The following is an 18,018-nucleotide window of genomic DNA, read 5'->3' on the forward strand; positions in this document are numbered from 1 at the left end:
GGGCAAAAACCCACCGATGCGGCGCATATAGTGCAAAAAGTGCGATAACACCAGTTAATTCTTCTAATGATAGGTCCGTTGGACCGACCGTTTCGCTCGAAAGGGAGTAGGGGAATATGTTGCTCACGAACATACTTCCCTACTCACTTATTCCCTTATTTCCCCTATCCCGCAGTGAAAACGCGTTTCGGCTTGAACTGACCCTGTTCGATGAAGCCGATGGCGAGAAGCTGGCCGCGAACGGTGGCACAAACCTCGTCCGCCTCGACAGGCGCATCGCGCCCGCGCAGGATGACGCCGTTGCCCATGCGGATGCGGTGAGCCTGATCATCGGAAAGAGCAACCTGCGGCAGGCAGTCGAGCGCCGCGCCGGTATCGATCACGAGCGCGTCGATGCCACTGAAATCACGAGCGGGGAAATCACGGGCTGATATGACGATCTCCTCGCCATCTTCCGCCGGCTCCTTTGCAGGAAGCGGCGGCCAGGCTGCCTCGAGCTCCTCCAGAGTGACGAAATCTTCCTGGGTGAAGGGGGCGACTTCGACGCGGCGCAGATCGGCGATATGGCCGAAACAGCCGAGTTCACGGCCCATATCGCGGGCAAGCGAGCGCACATAAGTGCCCTTGCCGCATTCGACCTCGAAGACTGCATGGGTATCGTCAGGCATTTCCACCAGATCGAGCCTGGAGATTTCGACCTCGCGTGCCGGAATATCGACGCTTTCACCCTCGCGCGCCAGATCATAAGCGCGCTCTCCGCCGATCTTGATGGCGGAAAACTGCGGAGGGACCTGCTGGATGATGCCGGTATAACGCGGCAGCAACGCCAGGATATCTTCCTTCGCCGGACGACTGGCGGAGGTTTGCGTCACACCGCCTTCCAGATCGTCGGTGGCGCGTTCCTCGCCCCAGGCAACCGTGAAACGGTAGATCTTGGCGCCATCCATGACATAAGGCACCGTCTTGGTCGCTTCGCCCAGCGCGATCGGCAGCATGCCGGAGGCGAGCGGATCGAGCGTTCCGGCGTGCCCCGCCTTCTCGGCATTGAACAGCCATTTGATCTTGGAGACCGCTTCGGTCGAGCCCATGCCTTTCGGCTTGTCGAATACCACCCAGCCGGAGATCGGCCGGCCTTTTTTCTTGCCGCGTCTTGCCATGATTATTCGCTCCCGCCGCCATCACCAGAATCCGGCGCACCATCGGCATCGGCATCGTCATCCGGGGGATTGGGCAGGTCGCGGGCGACTTCCGGCGAACGGAGCAGCGCGTCGATCTTGGAGAAATTGTCGAAACTGGTATCGATCCGGAAACGGAATTGCGGCATGTATTTCATCTGCCGCAATCCGGAGGCGACACGGCCACGGATGAATTTCGCGTGCGCACTCAACGCCTTGATGACAGCGTCGCCATCGGTGGCGCCGATCGGTGCGATGAAGCAGGTGGCGATCTTGAGGTCGGGCGACATACGCACCTCGGAGACCGAGAGAACGCTCGTTTCCAGAAGAGGGTCGGTAATATCGCCGCGCTGGAGCACGTCGCTCAAGACATGGCGAACCTGCTCGCCGACGCGAAGCTGGCGCTGCGAGAGGCCGGAGGAAGAAGATCGGGACATGGGCAAAATCCTTCCGGCCCGAAAACCGCGAAAGGCTTTCCGGACCGGTGTTTATCACTACCGAAGCGCGTATCAGAGCGTGCGCGTGACGTGCTCGACGCGGAAGGCCTCGATGGTATCGCCAGGGCGCATATCATCGTAATTCTCGAAGGCCATGCCGCATTCCTGGCCGGCCGGCACTTCCGCGACTTCGTCCTTGAAGCGCTTGAGTGTCTTGAGCTTGCCTTCGTGGATGACCACGTTGTCGCGGATGAGGCGGACGCCCGCGCCGCGCTCGACCTTGCCTTCGGTGACACGGCAACCGGCGACCTTGCCGACCTTGGTGATGTTGAAGACCTCGAGGATCTCCGCATTGCCGAGGAAGGTCTCGCGGCGTTCCGGCGACAGAAGGCCCGACATCGCCGCTTTCACATCATCCACCAGATCGTAGATGATGTTGTAGTAGCGGATTTCTGTGCCCTGCTGTTCGGCCGCATCGCGCGCCTGCTTGTTGGCGCGGACGTTGAAGCCGATGATCGCCGCGTTGGAGGCTTCCGCCAGCGACACGTCGCTCTCGGTGATGCCGCCTGCGCCCGAATGCACGATGCGCGCCCGCACTTCGTCGGTGCCGAGCTTGTCCAGCGCGCCGGCGATGGCTTCGATCGAACCCTGCACGTCACCCTTGATGACCAGCGGGAATTCCTTCACGCCGCTCACCTGCAACTGGCTCATCATCTGCTCCAGCGAACCGCGCGAACCGGCCTGCCTTGCGACGGCCTTGTCACGGGCCAGACGCTGGCGATACTCGGAAATCTCGCGGGCACGGGCCTCGTTTTCGACGACGGCGATGCGATCGCCGGCCTGCGGCGGTCCCTGGAGACCGAGAATTTCGACCGGCATCGCCGGTCCGGCTTCCTTGACGTTCTCGCCACGGTCATTGATCAGAGCGCGCACGCGGCCCCATTCGCTGCCCGCGACGATGATGTCGCCCGGATGCAGCGTACCTTTCTGGACGAGAACGGTTGCAACGGAACCACGACCGCGATCAAGCTTCGCCTCGACGACGACGCCTTCGGCGGTTCGCTCCGGATCGGCCTTCAAATCGAGGACTTCAGCCTGAAGCAGGATCGCTTCCAGAAGCCTGTCGAGACCGGAGCCTGCCTTGGCCGAAACTTCCACATCAAGCACCTCACCACCCATCGTTTCAACAAAGACGTCGTGCTGCAGGAGCCCGGTGCGAACCTTCTGCGGATCGGCCTCCGGCTTGTCGACCTTGTTGATGGCGACGATGATCGGGACCCCCGCCGCCTTGGCGTGATTGATCGATTCGATCGTCTGCGGCATGACGCTGTCGTCCGCCGCAACGACCAGAATGGCGATATCGGTCGCCTGCGCGCCACGGGCACGCATCGCGGTGAAGGCGGCGTGGCCCGGCGTATCGATGAAGGTGATCTTCTGGCCGTTCTGCTCGACCTGATAGGCGCCGATATGCTGGGTGATGCCGCCGGCCTCGCCGGAAACGACATTGGCGTGGCGGATGGCATCGAGCAGCGAGGTCTTGCCGTGATCGACATGGCCCATGATGGTGACGACAGGCGGACGCGACTTCAAAGCCGCGGTATCGTCCTGAACGTTGAAGATGCCTTCCTCGACGTCGGATTCGGCAACGCGCCTGACGGTATGGCCAAACTCCTCGGCGAGCAGTTGCGCCATATCCGCATCGATCACGTCGCCGGGCTTCATCATCTGGCCCTGCTTCATCAGGTACTTGATGACGTCGACCGAACGCTCGGCCATGCGCTGCGCCAGCTCCTGGATGGTGATCGTCTCGGGGAGGACCACCTCACGCGAGATCTTCTCGCGGCTCTCCTGTTGCATCGCACGCTTGGCTTTTTCCTGACGCCGGCGCATGGCCGACAGCGAACGGCCGCGAGCGGTGTCGTCATCGAGAGCGCTGGTCAGCGTCAGCTTGCCGCGGCGGCGGTCGTCATCGGTCTTGACAACCTTGGGCGTACGCGCCTCCGGCTTGGCCGGGGTTCCACGGCGCACGGCTGCGGCTCCGCGACGCACTTCTTCCTCGGCGACCAGAGGTTTGCGCACCGGGGCAGCCGATGCGGCATCCTGCGCCGCGGCCTGATCGGGGGCACGCTTGCGTGCCTCTTCCTCGGCGCGCTGCTTGGCAGCCGCTTCGGCTTTCAGGCGAGCTTCTTCCTCAGCCTGACGCTGTGCGGAATCTTCGCGCTCCTTGGCACGGCGGATATCATCTTCGGCGCGGCGCTTGGCCTCTTCGGCAGCACGCGCACGTTCTTCCGCATCACGCACCTGGGCGCCTTCGAGCGCACGGCGACGCGCTTCGATTTCCGAGCGCGACAGCGTATTCAGCACCATGCCGGAACGGTCAGCAGGTGTGGCACGCGGCGGCGGCGGCGTTTCGGTGCGCGGCGCGGCGTGCGGCGCCACATGCGGCTTGGTGACCGGCTGAGCCACTTCGGGCGCGGCAGCGGCAGGCGCCGGCGTCTCGGGCTTTTCGTCCGGACGCGAGAACTTGCGCTTCTTCGTTTCAACGACAACGGACTTCGTGCGCCCGTGGCTGAAATTCTGCCTAACGGTGCTCTGCTCGACGCCGGGCCGCTTCAGGGTCAACGTCTTCTTCGTATTGACGCTTAGCGTCTTGTCGTCGGTCGATTTGGTATCGCTCATTCCGTTTCCGTTTCCTTCGCGGCATCTACCGCATATCTGTCCGAATTCGTTGCGCTTCCGCCGCGAAAATGATGCAGCAGGCGCGCCCGCGTGACGAACCCGGTCGCCGCCATTCCTTTAAGCACGGCAGCATGTATCACATTTCCGCCCCCGAATGCCAAATCCATTTCGTCTCCCGTAAAAAGAGACAGGGCGGGGATATCAGGTCCGCCCGCATAAACAAGCGCGCGACGGGCCTGGTCGAGTTTTCTGACGCCGTCTGCGGCAGCCTCGGCGATATGCAGAACCATGATCGCCTTGCCGCTGCGTATGGCGATGTCCACCTTGGCCGACCCCGTCACCACGACGCCGGATTTGCGCGCCAGCGCCAGACTGCCGAGCGCGGATTTTGCCAGAAGCCGATCCACCAGCGCGCCCAGATCATCGGGCGCTGTCACGCTCTCCTTCAGAGCGCGAGGGAACAGCTTGCGCCGTACCGCTTCGTCCACATGGCGCCGCTCAGCCTTGACCCAGCAACCGCGACCGGGAAGGTTGCGCTTGATATCCGGGACGACGGCCCCATCCGGCCCGGCCACGAACCGGATCATGTCTTCGGCGGGACCGCTTTCGCGCGTGACGATACAGGTCCTGTCGTTCATATCCAGTTCCACGCGGCACTCACTCCCGCTCCTAGCGCATTGTTCCGCGCCCCAATCTACAGCCCTGGACCGACAACCCTGGTCCGATCCACGGCCTCGGAGGCGGTTTTATTCCGCAGCCGCCTCGCCTTCCAATTCTTCCGCAGCTTCTTCTTCGCCCTTTGCCAGATCCTCTTCGGTGATCCAGCCGCATTTCAGACGCGCTGCGAGAACCATTTGCTCGGCATCGGCACGCGAGACATCGTACGGCGTCAGCACGCCGGGATGATTGATGGTCTCGCCTTCCTTGCGCTCACGCCAGCCGGTCAGTTCGTCGACCGCATAACCGGCGAAATCCTCGACGGTCTTGACGCCGTCCTCACCGAGAGCGACCAGCATCGCCGAGGTGATGCCGGGCAATTCGCGCAGCTCGTCCTCGACACCAAGCTCCTTGCGGCGCTCGTCGCGCTCGCCCTCGATGCGATCGAGATATTCCTTGGCGCGCTCCTGAAGTTCGCTTGCCGTATCTTCGTCGAAACCGTCGATAGATGCAATGTCATCGGATTCGACAAAGGCGATTTCCTCGACAGAGGCAAAACCTTCCGAGGCCAGCACCTGGCCGACCATTTCGTCGACATTGAGCGCGTCCATGAAGAGATTCGAACGCTCAAGGAATTCCTTCTGGCGACGCTCGGATTCTTCCTGCTCCGTCAGAATATCGATGTCCCAGCCGGTGAGCTGCGAAGCGAGGCGGACATTCTGTCCGCGACGACCGATGGCAAGTGATAATTGGTCATCGGGGACGACAACTTCAATACGCTCGGCGTCCTCATCGAGCACAACCTTGGCCACTTCGGCGGGCTGAAGGGCATTGACGATGAAGGATGCCGCGTCGGGCGACCATGGAATGATGTCGATCTTCTCGCCCTGCAGCTCGGCGACCACCGCCTGAACGCGCGAGCCGCGCATGCCGACGCAGGCGCCGACCGGGTCGATCAAGGCATCGCGCGAAATCACCGCGATCTTGGCGCGCGAGCCCGGATCACGGGCAACCGACTTGATCTCGATGATGCCGTCGTAGATTTCAGGCACTTCCATAGTGAACAGCTTCGCCATGAACTGCGGATGGGTGCGCGACAGGAAAATCTGCGGTCCGCGCTGCTCGCGGCGCACATCATAGACATAGGCGCGGATGCGGTCGCCATAGCGGAACGCCTCGCGCGGGATCAGCTCGTCGCGGCGCACGATGGCCTCGCCACGCCCGAGATCGACGATGACATTGCCATATTCGACGCGCTTGACCGAGCCGTTGATGATCTCGCCGACGCGATCCTTATATTCGTCATACTGCCGATCGCGCTCGGCTTCGCGCACCTTCTGCACGATGACCTGCTTGGCCGACTGCGCTGCGATGCGGCCGAAATCCATCGGCGGAAGCTGGTCGGCAATGAAATCGCCGACCAGCGCATCGGGATTGCGCTCGCGGGCTACATCGAGCGACACCTGCGTCGTATAATCCTCGACGGTCTCCACGACTTCGAGAAGGCGCTGCAGCTTGATTTCGCCGGTCTTGGCGTTGATGTCGGCGCGAATGTTGGTTTCCTGGCCGTAGCGCGAACGCGCCGCCTTCTGGATGGCGTCGGCCATCGCCGCGATGACGATCTCGCGGTCGATCGACTTCTCGCGTGCGACCGCATCGGCGATCTGCAGAAGCTCTAGCCTGTTTGCACTGACTGCCATAACTCTCTCCTTGGTATCACGCCGCGATTTCTTTCATCGCCGGGCGCATAAAGATCAATTGTCTTTCGCGTCGCCTTCGCCAGCGCCGGCTTCATCCGGGCCGGTTTCGACGGCTTCATCTTGCAGCGTTCCCGCGCCGTCATCGGCTATGCGGCCCTCGCGCAGCGCCTTGTCCTTGCGCAGCGCATCGCGGATCAGATCGTCGGTCAGGATCAGCCGCGCATCGGAAAGCAGGTCCAAGGGAATGCGCACGACGGGATCGTCGCCATAGCTCGCCTGATCGCTTTCGATGGTGACATTCTCGTCGTCGACCGCCGCGATGCGGCCACGGAATTTCTTGCGGCCATTGTGGATGAGCGAGGTTTCGACCTTGGCGATATGGCCCTGCCAGTCGGAGAAATCCGATTTGCGGACCAGAGGCCGATCGATACCGGGCGACGACACCTCCAGATGATATTTGCGGTCGATCGGATCCTCGACATCGAGGACCGGCGATACCGTGCGGCTGACAAGCTCGCAATCCTCGACCGTCATCGTGCCATCGAAGCGCTCGGCCATGATCTGCAACGTCAGACCGTTGAGGCCCGAAAGCCTGACCCGCACCAGGCGAAAGCCCAGCGCTTCCAGCACCGGCTCGATGATGCCGGCGACACGTGCGTCTACGCCGGTTTCGCGGATGATCCGCTCGTCACCGGCGGGCGCTCCATCATCGTGAAGCTTTGCAGCCTTTTCCGTCACCCGGACCCATTCCCTTTTTTGCATGACAGGCCGTCAGGTAACAAAAAAGAGCGGGACCGGTCGGACCCACTCTTGTTCTAACGACCAAGAATTTGAACTTCATATACCCGATTGGGCAAGGATTTTCAAGGGCCGGACCGGAGAACATGTCCGTCGGGGAGCGGCTTGGCATATTTCTGAAAAATCGAACGATCGTTGGTTGAAAATTCGTTAGCAGGGCAATGCGCGCCACGCATAGCAGCCCTGCCATATGCGCCCTGCTATTTCCGGGGCAATGCGCCTATTTATATTGCAGCGCACCATAGTGATGAAAATGGGCGAAAAGGATCAAGATCATGACATATAAGAATATGCCTGCCCGGATCACCGGCTTCCTCAGTATTTTTGCCAGCTCCATTGCTGTTGCTTCCGCGACCCGTGAAGGCCGGCAGCCGCATGCGCGCGATCTACTGGTGCTCGGCATCGAGCCTTCGCAGTTCCGCAAGATCCGCCAGAGCTAAAATCCAGGCTCATATCGGAGCCAATACCCGGTACGACCCGGCGCAAGGGCATTACAGCATCGGCCCGAAAATCGGAATCGATTTTCGGAAAGCACGATGCGTAGATTCAAAGGCTTGAGACGCGTCCTTTGTACGTCCAATTGGACACACGGCGCTCTAATGGCTGCGGCGACGAGACGATCAGTCTTCGTCAGCCGCCAATTGCGTTAGCAATCCGCCCTTGCCGCGTGAGCGCAGGACCAGCGGCACGATCACGGACGCAGAGCAGCAAGCAACAGCAGAATGACGGCGATCGGCGATTGCACCAGAACGGTCGGGCCTCCCCGGCTGATCGATAAAGCACGCCGTAATTGCTGTTCCGCCATCGGCCCCAGGATGAGCCCGACGACCACCGGTGCTATGAGATAGCCCATCAATCCAAAGACGAGCAGCATCCCCAGTTCGAATGTCGACGGATTGGCGCCGATGGTGCCGAGCGTCGCGAAAACGAGAATACCGGCGTAGAGCCATGGCGCGGGATCGACAGCATCCACGAAAGGGAAGAAAGGCTGCCTGCCGATCCGCGAATGCTCAAAGACGGAGAAATGTGAGATAGGCGGCGCGTCGTTCCTCACGGATGGCCTTCGCCTCGTAGCGCGTGCCGGGCCATGCCTCATAAGGCGTGTGCCAATCGGCCGACGAGGAGGCCCGCCATTCGAAGGCATCGTGTTTGCGGCAGTGCAGAAGCGTCCAGTTGACGTAGGACTCGATATCGGAGGCAAAACGGAAACGGCCGCCCGGTTTCAGAACACGGGCGAAACGGTCCAGGTTTTTGCTGCTGACGAAACGGCGTTTCCAGTGGCGCTTCTTCGGCCACGGATCGGGATAGAAAAGATCGATGCCGTCAAGCGAGGCTGACGGCAGCCAATCGAGGACCAGCGTCGCATCCTCATCATAAAGGCGCAGATTGGCGAGCGGTTGTTCCTTCAGCGCGGCGAGGAGCTTGGCCATGCCGTTGACGAAGGGTTCGACACCGATGAAGCCCGCCTTGGGAAAGCGCCCCGCCTCATGCAGGAGATGCTCGCCGCCGCCGAACCCGATCTCGAGCCGCACGCCCTCGACCGGAACGCCGAAAAGCTGGCGCAGATCGGCCGGTGCGGGCGATGCGAGATCGAGCCGCAGGCGCGGCAGAAGATCATCACGGGTGGCGCGCTGCAGCGGCCGCAAAGGCTTGCCGTGACGGCGACCGAAGAAAGCTTCGGTCGCGCGCTTGCGGCGGGGCTCATCCGTCATGACAGGTTTCAGGCCGCGATGGCGAGCGTGGCCCGGAGCGCCTTGGCCAGATCGGTCCTCTCCCAGGAGAAGGAACCATCGCGCCCCGGCTTGCGGCCGAAATGGCCATAGGCCGAGGTTCTTGCGTAGATGGGCCTGTTGAGATCGAGGTGCTTGCGGATGCCGGATGGCGAGAGGTCCATGACCTGGCGCAAAGCATCCTCCACCGTCGCTTCCAGCACCTTGCCGGTACCATGCAGATCGACATAGACCGACAGCGGCTGCGCAACGCCGATGGCATAGGCAAGCTGAATGGTGCAGCGGTCGGCAAGACCGGCGGCGACCACATTCTTGGCGAGATAGCGCGCGGCATAAGCGGCCGAACGATCGACCTTGGTGGTATCCTTGCCCGAGAATGCGCCGCCGCCATGCGGGGCCGCGCCGCCATAGGTATCCACGATGATCTTGCGCCCGGTCAGGCCTGCATCGCCGTCCGGTCCGCCGATGACGAACTTGCCCGTCGGGTTGATGTACCAGTTGCAGTTCGTGGCAATGGGAAGATCGCCCAGCGCCTGGAGGATATAGGGCTCGACGACCTGGCGTACCTTCTTCGAATCCCAATCGGGATCGAGATGCTGTGTCGATAGCACGATCTGCGTAACCTCGGCGGCCTTGCCGTCGATATAGTGCACGGTCACCTGGCTCTTGGCATCGGGACCAAGCTTGCCGGCATCGCCTTCGCCCTTATGGCGGGCATCGGCGAGCAGTTCCAGGATCTTGTGGGAATAATAGATCGGCGCGGGCATGAGATCCGGCGTCTCGCGGCAGGCATAGCCGAACATGATGCCCTGGTCGCCCGCACCTTCTTCGCCCTGCCGGTCAGCGGCATTGTCGACGCCCTGCGCGATATCGGCGGATTGCGAATGCAGAAGTACGTCGATCTTGGCCGTCTTCCAATGGAAACCGTCCTGCTCATAGCCGATGTCACGGATAGCGCGGCGGGCGGCGGAACGGAAGCGGGAAGGGTTGATCAGCGGATGGCCGTTGGCATCCTTCACGATATTGCCCTCTTTGTCCTTCTTCAAAAGCGTATCGGGAACGCGGACTTCGCCGGCAATGACGACGCGGTTGGTCGTCGCCAGCGTTTCACAGGCGATACGGACCGACCAGGGATCGACGCCCGTCTTGCGCGCCTCCTTGTAGATCATGTCGACGATTTCATCGGAGATGCGGTCGCAAACCTTGTCCGGATGGCCTTCGGATACTGATTCGCTGGTGAAGAGATAAGAACTGCGTGGCACGGGGAACCCCTCTTGAAAGTCCTGCGGAAAATATTCCGCAGATAGAATGATGACCGGAACGGCCAGCATGTCTTTGCCAATATAGGCGGGAACCGTCAATGGAGATTCGTTTTGGAGGGGTGCAGATCGGAGGAATTTTCATTCCCCGAAACCACAATCACTCACTGTCGCTGGCCAGCGATTTCACGAGATCTATGATCTTGCGCCTTACCTTGGGGTCGGAAATCTTAGTGAAGGAGCGGGTCAGTTGCACCCCTTCATTGCTGTTGAGGAAATCGACGACATAGGTCGCCTCATTGTCCTCGCCAAAACTTCCCGTCCCCGGAAGGCCGGTGCCCGGCGCGTCTTCGAAAAAGAACGACACAGGAACATTCAGGATTGCCGAAATCGCCTGGAGACGGCTCGCTCCCACGCGGTTCGTCCCCTTTTCGTATTTCTGGATCTGCTGAAACGTGATCCCGAGGCTTTCTCCCAGTTTTTCCTGACTGAGGCCCAGCATGTTCCGTCGTAAGCGGATGCGGCTTCCGACATGAACATCGATGGGATTAGGTTTCTTCTTGTTCTCAGTCATTAATGGTTGCTCCTCGCCGATGCGAGCTTTCGGCATCATCTGTCCTGCGGCGAACAGGTCAAAATACTACTGTCTGGGAGGTAGTCGGACAAATGAAATTTGGAACATTTGTCGCGGGCGCATAACATAGTATCAAATATGTGATGTCAATCGAAACGCCAACGGGATAACACTTCAAAACCCCCGGAAATCGCCAGCAAGAGTATTAAAATCGCCCATGTTTGCGGCGGCCCTGGAGGTGTGCCCCAAAACGGGTCAACTCCTGACGGTAGGGAAGCATCGATGTCGCCCACCGCGTTGAGCGCAAGGCCGTCAGTGATTCGACCAAAGGGGTCGACGATCCCCGACAAACCATTGTTGGCGGCCCTTATCAGAGGCAATCCCTGCTCCACCGCACGCAGCTGCGCCTGCCGGAAATGCTGATATGGTCCGGGCGTGTTTCCGTACCAGGCATCGTTCGTCACATTGAGGATCGCGGCAGCTTTCGGGCCGGTATAGGCGAGCTCGGAGGGGAAGATCGCCTCGTAACAAATGAGCGGCAAAAAGGCCAGATCATCATTCACCCGTAGCGAACGGCGGCTCGCCCCCATCGTGAAACCGCCGGGCATCTCGGCCACTTCCTGAAGCCCCAGTCCGCGCAGCCATTTTTCCAGGGGCAGATACTCGCCGAAGGGCACGAGATGCACCTTGTCGACCGCATCGATGATCTCGCCCCTATCGTTGATGGCGACGATGGAATTGTAATAGAGCGGCCCGGTACCGCCCGCGCCCGTCTCCTCGCGCACGGCGCCTGCAAGGAGCATCTGGCCATCCGACAAGGCTTCACCGATGCGCGACAGCGCCTCAGGCGTATCCGTCAATATGTAGGGGATGGAGGTTTCGGGCCAGATAATGACCGACGGTTTCGGCTCTCCCGGTCTGGGCGGCGCCTCGGTCAGCGCGATATGCTTGTCGAAGATCGCACGGCGGGCGGCATTGTCCCATTTGGCGCTCTGCGCGATCGAAGGCTGGACGATGCGCACGCGCAACCCGCCGGCAGCCTCATCGGCTGTCGAGGGTGCAGTGTGCAGGCGATAAAAGCCGAACCCGACATGGGCGGCGACAAGCAGCAGCGCGAGCGCCAGGCCCATCCGGCGATGCCGCTTGTCCGCCAGAAGGGCAGGCGAGGCGAAGACGAGGACGGCAAGCGCATTCATGGCGTAAAGGCCGATGACGGCATCGGACTGCATCAGGAGCGGGACGGGCATGGCCGCATAGCCGATGGCATTCCAGGGAAAACCCGTCATCACGAAGGAACGCAGCCATTCGGCGATGCCGAAGCCGAAGGCCAGCGCGAAAATCCGGCCAAGCCCGTCGGACCAGAGGAGGCGGGCGATGAGGACGCCAAGCGCATAGAAGAAGGCGAGGAAGGCCGGCAGCCCCAGGATCGCCAGCGGCAGCGCCCAGGCGAAGTTCTGCGCATCGACCAGGAGCGCATTGCCGATCCACCAGAGCCCCGCGACGAAATAACCGAAGCCGAACCACCAGCCGACGACGGCTGCAGGCAGCGCGCGCCTGAGCCAGCCGCCATCGGCCGTATCGACTGCGCCGTCGATCAGCCATACCAGAACCGGAAACGAAACCAGGCAGACGGCAAAAAAATCGTAAGGAGGAAGGGCAAGCGTCGCCAGGGCTCCAGCCAGAAAAGCTGCAAGCGCCCGTCGCCATCCACTCAACAGTATGATCCTGCCAGCCAGCCGCCCGATCAATTCATATCCCCGAAATTCCCCTTGGATCATTTCTGATCGGGATGAAAACACTTAAACAGCACGCTGTCTTCCGCCAAATCCTCGAAGCCAAAGCCTCTCGTCAACCCTCGGCGACGATGTCCTCGCTCTCCGCTTTCACCGGGCGGATCAGGCGGCGGCGGCGTTCAGCCGTGCGCAACGGCACGATGCGCACCTTGCGGATGCGGCGGGGGTCGGCTTCGAGCACATGGAATTCATAATCCGTCACCGCCTGGACCACCTCACCGCGTATGGGAATACGGCCCAGCACCGAGAAGATCAGGCCGCCGACGGTATCGACATCCTCGCCATGTTCACCGACGACGAAGCTCGGGCCGATCTTTTCGGCAAGTTCTTCGAGATCGGCACGGGCATCGACGATGAACACGCCGTCAGCCTCCTGGGCGATCATGACTTCCTCGTCGTCATGCTCGTCCTCGATATCGCCGACCACCATCTCGACGATATCTTCAAGCGACACCAGCCCGTCGGTGCCGCCATATTCGTCGATGACCAGCGCCATCTGGATCCGGCTTGCCTGCATCCGCGCCATAAGGTTGCTCGCCTGCATCGAAGGCGGCACGAACAGCACTTTTCGCATCAGGCTGAGTTCGCCGATGGTCTTGTCCAGATCGATGCGGCTCAGATCGAATTTCGATGCCTTGGACGCAACCTTGGCGCTGGATTTGGGCGCGGCCGCGCCATTCCGGCGCGGGGCGGCGGGACGGCGTCCGTTCTTCTGGCGGGCCAGGCGGGTGATATGGCTGAGCACGTCGCGGATATGGATCATGCCGCGCGGATCGTCGAGCGTATCGGAATAGACCGGCATGCGCGAATGGCCGGATTGCTCGAAAAGCTCCAGCGTTTCGCCGAGCGTCGTCGTGATCTCGATCGCCTCGATGTCGGAGCGCGGGATCATCACGTCCTCGACGCGGATCTCCTGCAGCCGCAGGATATTGTGCAGCATCGCGCGTTCTTCAGGCGAGAACGCCGCGTCGGTGCTCGCCTTGTCCGACAGCGCTTCGGCCAAATCCTTGCGAAGGGAACTAGCCTGCCGGGCACGAAGGAAGGGGAAAATGCCTGAAAGGAGGGAGCGCTTCTCGGCCGGTTGCGGCCGCTGCGTACTCTGCTCGTCGGCGTCGTTTGTCTGCGAAGCCTCGGATTTGGCGTCGGCGGCAGACGGAGGTTGGTCTGTCAGGTCAGGCATGGTCAATCGATTTCATCGTCTTTCTGCGATACAGCATATGGATCGGGAATAGCAAGCGCTTCGAGAATCCTGCGCTCCCAACCCTCCATTTCCTCGGCCTCCCCGTCATCCTCATGGTCATAGCCAAGAAGATGCAGGAAGCCGTGCACTACCAGATGTGTGAGATGGTGATCGAGCGGCTTTTTTTCCAGAGCCGCCTCACGCTCCACTGTTTCACGCGCGATGACAATATCGCCGAGCATCGGCCCCGGCCTCGCGCCCGCCTTCACCGGAAAGGCCGGAAAGGAAAGCACATTGGTCGGCTTGTCCTTGCCGCGCCATTCGGCATTGAGCTTTTGGATCGAGGCATCGTCGGTGAAGACGATGCTCAGCTCCGTCTCCACATTTGCGGCATCCGGTGTGCTGAAGAGCGTCTTCCAGGCAACGGCGACGGCGCGATCGGCAAGCCGGTGCAGCGTCGCTTCGTCCGGCCAGCCTTCCGTCTCTATCAGGATATCGATATCGATCAAATCGACCTGTCCCGCGAATGCCGGGCGTCAGATCTTCGCCCGGCAACGTTTTCGCCAATCACGTTTTCGCATGCCCCTTCCCATCCCTGTCATAGGCGGTAACGATCGCCGCGACCAAGGGATGGCGCACGACGTCCTTTTCGGTAAACCGCACGGTGACAACGCCTGATACTCCATCGAGGATGCGCAGCGCATCGACCAGGCCGGATTTCTGGCCCGAGGGAAGATCGATCTGGCTCGGATCGCCTGTCACGATCATGCGCGCATTTTCACCAAGACGGGTGAGGAACATCTTCATCTGCATGGATGTCGTGTTCTGCGCCTCGTCGAGAATAACGGCTGCATGGGCCAGCGTACGGCCACGCATGAAGGCGAGCGGCGCAATCTCGATGACGCCGGCCGTCAGCGCCCGCTCGACCTTGTCGGCCGGCATCATGTCGTAGAGCGCATCATAGAGGGGACGGAGATAGGGATCGACCTTCTCCTTCATGTCGCCGGGCAGGAAGCCGAGCCTTTCGCCAGCCTCCACCGCGGGACGCGAAAGGATGATGCGTTCCACCAGGCCGCGCTCCAGAAGCATGGCGGCATGGGCCACGGCGAGATAGGTCTTGCCGGTGCCGGCGGGACCGACGCCGAACACCAGTTCCGAGCGGTCCAGCGCCCGCATATAGGCGTCCTGGGTCGGCGTCCGGGCAAAGATGGTTCTCTTGCGGGTCGAGATCTGGGCCGCGGCCATCTTGCTCTTGTTTTCCATCGTCGGCAGGGTGAGCTGATCATCGGCGGCAATCGCCATGCGGATCGCCCCGTCGACGTCGGACACCGAGAGTTCGTGCCCGTTCTGCACGAGGTCGTAAAGCTGGTCGAGCGCCCTGCGCGCCTGCTCGGTCGCGCCCGGTTCGCCCCGGATCGAAAGCTGATTACCTTTCGAGCGCACGTCGACGCCGAGTTTCTGTTCGATGCGGGCGAGATTTTCGTCAAACTGGCCGAAGAGCGCGCTGGCCAGCCGGTTGTTGTCGAATGTCAGTACGATATGCGCCATGTCCGAGGCCCCTGTGGGGGCTGTTTTCAGCTTTTCGGTGGCGTTCAACCGGTTCTCCTCATGAATGGATATCAAGCATTGACCTATCTGTTCTCACGCAAGTCCGGACGGAAAACCGCTGAGCACTTTTCCTGGACTTGCTCCATCGAGCGCCTGCGGAGCGCCGTCGGCCTGCCGTTTCGCCGCCACCGCCTCGGCCACAAGGCTGTTGGTTCCGGTGGAGATGATTCGTACAGTGATAATGTCGCCGATTTCTCCGGGGTTTTCACCAACTATTACGGGAAGCAGCCATGGCGAGCGGCCGACCATCTGTCCGGGCAGGCGGCCCGGCTTTTCAAGCAGCACATCCATGCTCTGCCCGACCATGCCGCGCTGGAACGCGTGCTGCTGTTCGGTCAAGAGCGCCTGAAGCCGCTGCAGCCTGTCATCCTTGACCGCCTCCTCGACATGATCGGGGAGATCGGCCCCCGGCGTGCCCGGACGCGGCGAATATTTGAACGAATAGGCCTGGGCATAGGTGACGTCGCGCACCAGCTGCATCGTCGCCTGGAAATCCTCCTCCGTCTCGCCGGGGAAGCCGACGATGAAATCGCCGGAAAGGGCGATGTCGGGACGGGCTGCACGAATGCGCTCGACGAGGCGGAGATAATCGGCGCCGGTATGCCTGCGGTTCATCGCCTTGAGAATGCGGTCGGAGCCTGCCTGCACCGGCAGGTGCAGATAGGGCATCAGCTGGTCCAGGTCGCGATGCGCGGCGATCAGCGCATCGTCCATGTCGCGCGGATGGCTGGTGGTGTAGCGCAGCCGGGCGATGCCGGGGATTTCGGCCAGGCGGAACAGCAGTTCGCCCAATCCCCATTCGCGCCCGCCCGCCCCTTGACCATGCCAGGCATTGACGTTCTGGCCGAGCAAGGTGAGTTCGCGCACACCGGCGGCGGCAAGCCTTTCGGCCTCGGCGACGATCTGCGAAACCGGACGCGAGACTTCCGACCCGCGCGTATAGGGCACGACGCAGAAGGTGCAGAACTTGTCGCAGCCTTCCTGGACCGTCAGGAAAGCGGTGACGCCACGGCTCCTCACCTGCTCTTTTCCAGGCGCGGGCAGGTGCTCGAACTTGTCCTCGATGGCATATTCGGTCTCGACCACCTTCTCGCCACGGCCGACGCGGGTGAGCGCCTGCGGCAGGCGGTGATAGGTCTGCGGGCCAATGACCAGATCGACGGATGGCGCGCGCCGGATGATCTCCTCGCCCTCGGCCTGCGCGACGCAGCCGGCGACGCCGATCAGCATGTCCCTGCCGTCGGCGGCCCGTTCATCCTTCATCTTGCGCAGGCGGCCCAGCGCGGAATAGAGCTTCTCAGATGCCTTCTCGCGGATATGGCAGGTGTTGAGCAAAACCAGGTCGGCGTCTTCGGGCGTCTGCGTCGTCACATAGCCCTGCTGCGCCAGGCTGTCGGTCATGCGCTGGCTGTCATAGACATTCATCTGGCAGCCATAGGTCTTGACGAAAACCTTGCGTTCGGGAACCGCGCGCACAGGATCGTCCGAAGTCCCGGACGGGGACACTGCCGCTGCACCGGTGGCTTCATGGATCAGATTGGTGTTTGTTTCCTTCATTCCGGCGCTTCTAGCGCTTTTCGGCGCGGTTGAGAATAGGTTGCATACATCCGGGGGCACTATTCGCTTTCGATATCTCGTCCCATCAGTGAGGTCTGAAGCATGGCGCGCACCCGTTCTTCCATGGTACGGGCGAGCGTCTTGCGGTCGGTACGCGCCGTGATGACAACAGGCTCGCCGAAGCGTATCTCCGCATCGAGCGCGCCTTCGCGAAGAATAATCTTGAGATGCGGCAGCAATTCGACATCGCCCGGCCAGGAGGCGATGGGGCGATGGTAGCGGCCCATCGGCATGCCGTGAAGCCTGGTATAGGCGATCGCCACCGGCTGTACGATCACGGCCTCGGCGCCGGTCTCGCGGATCGCCGCCGAAGCCGCCCCGAACAGCGAGGTCTTGAAGGGCAGGACGCGATTTCCGTCGGATGTCGTTCCCTCGGCAAAAAGCACCATCGCGTCGCCTGACACGAGCCTGGTGGCGATCTGAGAGGCCTGCTCGCCGGTTTTGCCGCGCCGGTCGCGCTCGACGAAGACGGAACGCTGCAGAACGGCGAAGGTGCCGAACAGCGGCCAATCGCGCACTTCCGTCTTGGCGATGAAGGAGACATCGCCGACGGTGGAAAGAACTGTTATATCGCTCCACGACACATGGTTCGAGACGAGCAGCAGCGGACGCCCCTTGGTCATCTCGCCATGGGTGCGGATACGGAAGCCGAGAAGCCGGGCCAGCACACGATGGAAGAGGCGCGGCAGACGGTTTTTAAGCGCCAATCCGGTTTTGAGGAACAGGTACTGGAGCGGCACCAGCGTCAACGCGAGCGCCGCAAAACAGATCAGCACCAGCGCTATGCGCAAACTACCGATCATCGCATTAC

At 61.5% G+C, this 18,018-nt stretch carries 16 protein-coding genes and 1 pseudogene; 1 reads left to right on the plus strand and 16 read right to left on the minus strand.

Going from position 1 to position 18,018, the window contains the following annotated elements:
- Nucleotides 1-164 precede the first annotated feature (164 nt).
- From truB to rimP, 6 genes are all read right to left on the minus strand, one after another.
- Nucleotides 165-1,157 (minus strand): tRNA pseudouridine(55) synthase TruB, encoded by a 993-nt coding sequence (gene truB, locus C5748_RS06360; RefSeq protein ID WP_105741105.1) that lies wholly within the window; start codon nt 1,155-1,157, stop codon nt 165-167.
- A 2-nt stretch (nt 1,158-1,159) separates the two neighbouring features.
- Nucleotides 1,160-1,612 (minus strand): 30S ribosome-binding factor RbfA, encoded by a 453-nt coding sequence (gene rbfA, locus C5748_RS06365; protein WP_105741106.1) that lies wholly within the window; start codon nt 1,610-1,612, stop codon nt 1,160-1,162.
- Nucleotides 1,613-1,684: 72 nt separating this feature from the next.
- Nucleotides 1,685-4,291, minus strand: coding sequence for a translation initiation factor IF-2 (gene infB / locus C5748_RS06370; protein WP_105741107.1), 2,607 nt, complete (start codon nt 4,289-4,291; stop codon nt 1,685-1,687).
- Nucleotides 4,288-4,941, minus strand: a complete 654-nt coding sequence (locus C5748_RS06375; protein WP_280953473.1) for an RNA-binding protein — start codon at nt 4,939-4,941, stop codon at nt 4,288-4,290. The genes infB and C5748_RS06375 overlap by 4 nt, the downstream gene beginning before the upstream one ends.
- Before the next feature lie 96 nt (nt 4,942-5,037).
- Entirely contained in the window at nt 5,038-6,648 is a 1,611-nt protein-coding gene (gene nusA, locus C5748_RS06380) for a transcription termination factor NusA (protein WP_105741109.1), read from the minus strand.
- A gap of 54 nt (nt 6,649-6,702) precedes the next feature.
- Nucleotides 6,703-7,410 (minus strand): ribosome maturation factor RimP, encoded by a 708-nt coding sequence (gene rimP / locus C5748_RS06385; RefSeq protein WP_105741110.1) that lies wholly within the window; start codon nt 7,408-7,410, stop codon nt 6,703-6,705.
- A 311-nt stretch (nt 7,411-7,721) separates the two neighbouring features.
- On the opposite strand from rimP, the gene C5748_RS28525 reads away from it, so the two are divergent.
- The gene (locus C5748_RS28525) at nt 7,722-7,886 is read left to right on the plus strand and encodes a hypothetical protein (protein ID WP_199194725.1); all 165 of its coding nucleotides are present in this window, start codon (nt 7,722-7,724) and stop codon (nt 7,884-7,886) included.
- Between the two features lie 180 nt (nt 7,887-8,066).
- Here C5748_RS28525 and C5748_RS06395 read toward each other — a convergent pair.
- The 10 genes and pseudogenes from C5748_RS06395 to olsA all read right to left on the minus strand — a co-directional run.
- A pseudogene (locus C5748_RS06395) lies at nt 8,067-8,404 on the minus strand (tripartite tricarboxylate transporter permease); the annotation flags it as partial.
- A gap of 52 nt (nt 8,405-8,456) precedes the next feature.
- A complete protein-coding gene (gene trmB / locus C5748_RS06400) occupies nt 8,457-9,158 on the minus strand; it encodes a tRNA (guanosine(46)-N7)-methyltransferase TrmB (protein ID WP_105741111.1) in 702 nt (233 codons plus the stop codon).
- Between the two features lie 8 nt (nt 9,159-9,166).
- Nucleotides 9,167-10,438, minus strand: a complete 1,272-nt coding sequence (metK, locus tag C5748_RS06405; RefSeq protein ID WP_105741371.1) for a methionine adenosyltransferase — start codon at nt 10,436-10,438, stop codon at nt 9,167-9,169.
- 157 nt (nt 10,439-10,595) lie between these two features.
- A complete protein-coding gene (locus C5748_RS06410; RefSeq protein WP_105741112.1) occupies nt 10,596-11,009 on the minus strand; it encodes a helix-turn-helix domain-containing protein in 414 nt (137 codons plus the stop codon).
- A gap of 146 nt (nt 11,010-11,155) precedes the next feature.
- Nucleotides 11,156-12,757, minus strand: coding sequence for an apolipoprotein N-acyltransferase (gene lnt, locus C5748_RS06415; protein WP_105741372.1), 1,602 nt, complete (start codon nt 12,755-12,757; stop codon nt 11,156-11,158).
- 100 nt (nt 12,758-12,857) lie between these two features.
- Nucleotides 12,858-13,982, minus strand: coding sequence for a hemolysin family protein (locus C5748_RS06420; RefSeq protein WP_105741113.1), 1,125 nt, complete (start codon nt 13,980-13,982; stop codon nt 12,858-12,860).
- A gap of 2 nt (nt 13,983-13,984) precedes the next feature.
- A complete protein-coding gene (ybeY, locus tag C5748_RS06425; protein ID WP_158259819.1) occupies nt 13,985-14,491 on the minus strand; it encodes an rRNA maturation RNase YbeY in 507 nt (168 codons plus the stop codon).
- Nucleotides 14,492-14,549: 58 nt separating this feature from the next.
- Nucleotides 14,550-15,578: a PhoH family protein gene (locus C5748_RS06430; RefSeq protein ID WP_425350213.1), complete on the minus strand. Its 1,029-nt coding sequence runs from the start codon at nt 15,576-15,578 to the stop codon at nt 14,550-14,552.
- 45 nt (nt 15,579-15,623) lie between these two features.
- Entirely contained in the window at nt 15,624-17,147 is a 1,524-nt protein-coding gene (miaB, locus tag C5748_RS06435) for a tRNA (N6-isopentenyl adenosine(37)-C2)-methylthiotransferase MiaB (protein ID WP_105741114.1), read from the minus strand.
- 59 nt (nt 17,148-17,206) lie between these two features.
- Complete coding sequence (gene olsA, locus C5748_RS06440) at nt 17,207-18,010, minus strand: lyso-ornithine lipid O-acyltransferase (RefSeq protein WP_105741115.1); 804 nt, start codon at nt 18,008-18,010, stop codon at nt 17,207-17,209.
- Nucleotides 18,011-18,018 lie beyond the last annotated feature (8 nt).

Origin of the sequence: Phyllobacterium phragmitis (genome assembly GCF_002980495.1) — a bacterium.
GTDB classification, from domain to species: domain Bacteria; phylum Pseudomonadota; class Alphaproteobacteria; order Rhizobiales; family Rhizobiaceae; genus Paramesorhizobium; species Paramesorhizobium phragmitis.

Coding starts and splice junctions, on each gene's coding strand:
- rimP (WP_105741110.1), bottom strand. CDS start 7,410: ATGCAAAAAAGGGAATGGGTCCGGGTGACGGAAAAGGCTGCAAAGCTT.
- infB (WP_105741107.1), bottom strand. CDS start 4,291: ATGAGCGATACCAAATCGACCGACGACAAGACGCTAAGCGTCAATACG.
- C5748_RS06420 (WP_105741113.1), bottom strand. CDS start 13,982: ATGCCTGACCTGACAGACCAACCTCCGTCTGCCGCCGACGCCAAATCC.
- C5748_RS06410 (WP_105741112.1), bottom strand. CDS start 11,009: ATGACTGAGAACAAGAAGAAACCTAATCCCATCGATGTTCATGTCGGA.
- C5748_RS28525 (WP_199194725.1), top strand. CDS start 7,722: ATGACATATAAGAATATGCCTGCCCGGATCACCGGCTTCCTCAGTATT.
- trmB (WP_105741111.1), bottom strand. CDS start 9,158: ATGACGGATGAGCCCCGCCGCAAGCGCGCGACCGAAGCTTTCTTCGGT.
- truB (WP_105741105.1), bottom strand. CDS start 1,157: ATGGCAAGACGCGGCAAGAAAAAAGGCCGGCCGATCTCCGGCTGGGTG.
- miaB (WP_105741114.1), bottom strand. CDS start 17,147: ATGAAGGAAACAAACACCAATCTGATCCATGAAGCCACCGGTGCAGCG.
- nusA (WP_105741109.1), bottom strand. CDS start 6,648: ATGGCAGTCAGTGCAAACAGGCTAGAGCTTCTGCAGATCGCCGATGCG.
- rbfA (WP_105741106.1), bottom strand. CDS start 1,612: ATGTCCCGATCTTCTTCCTCCGGCCTCTCGCAGCGCCAGCTTCGCGTC.
- olsA (WP_105741115.1), bottom strand. CDS start 18,010: ATGATCGGTAGTTTGCGCATAGCGCTGGTGCTGATCTGTTTTGCGGCG.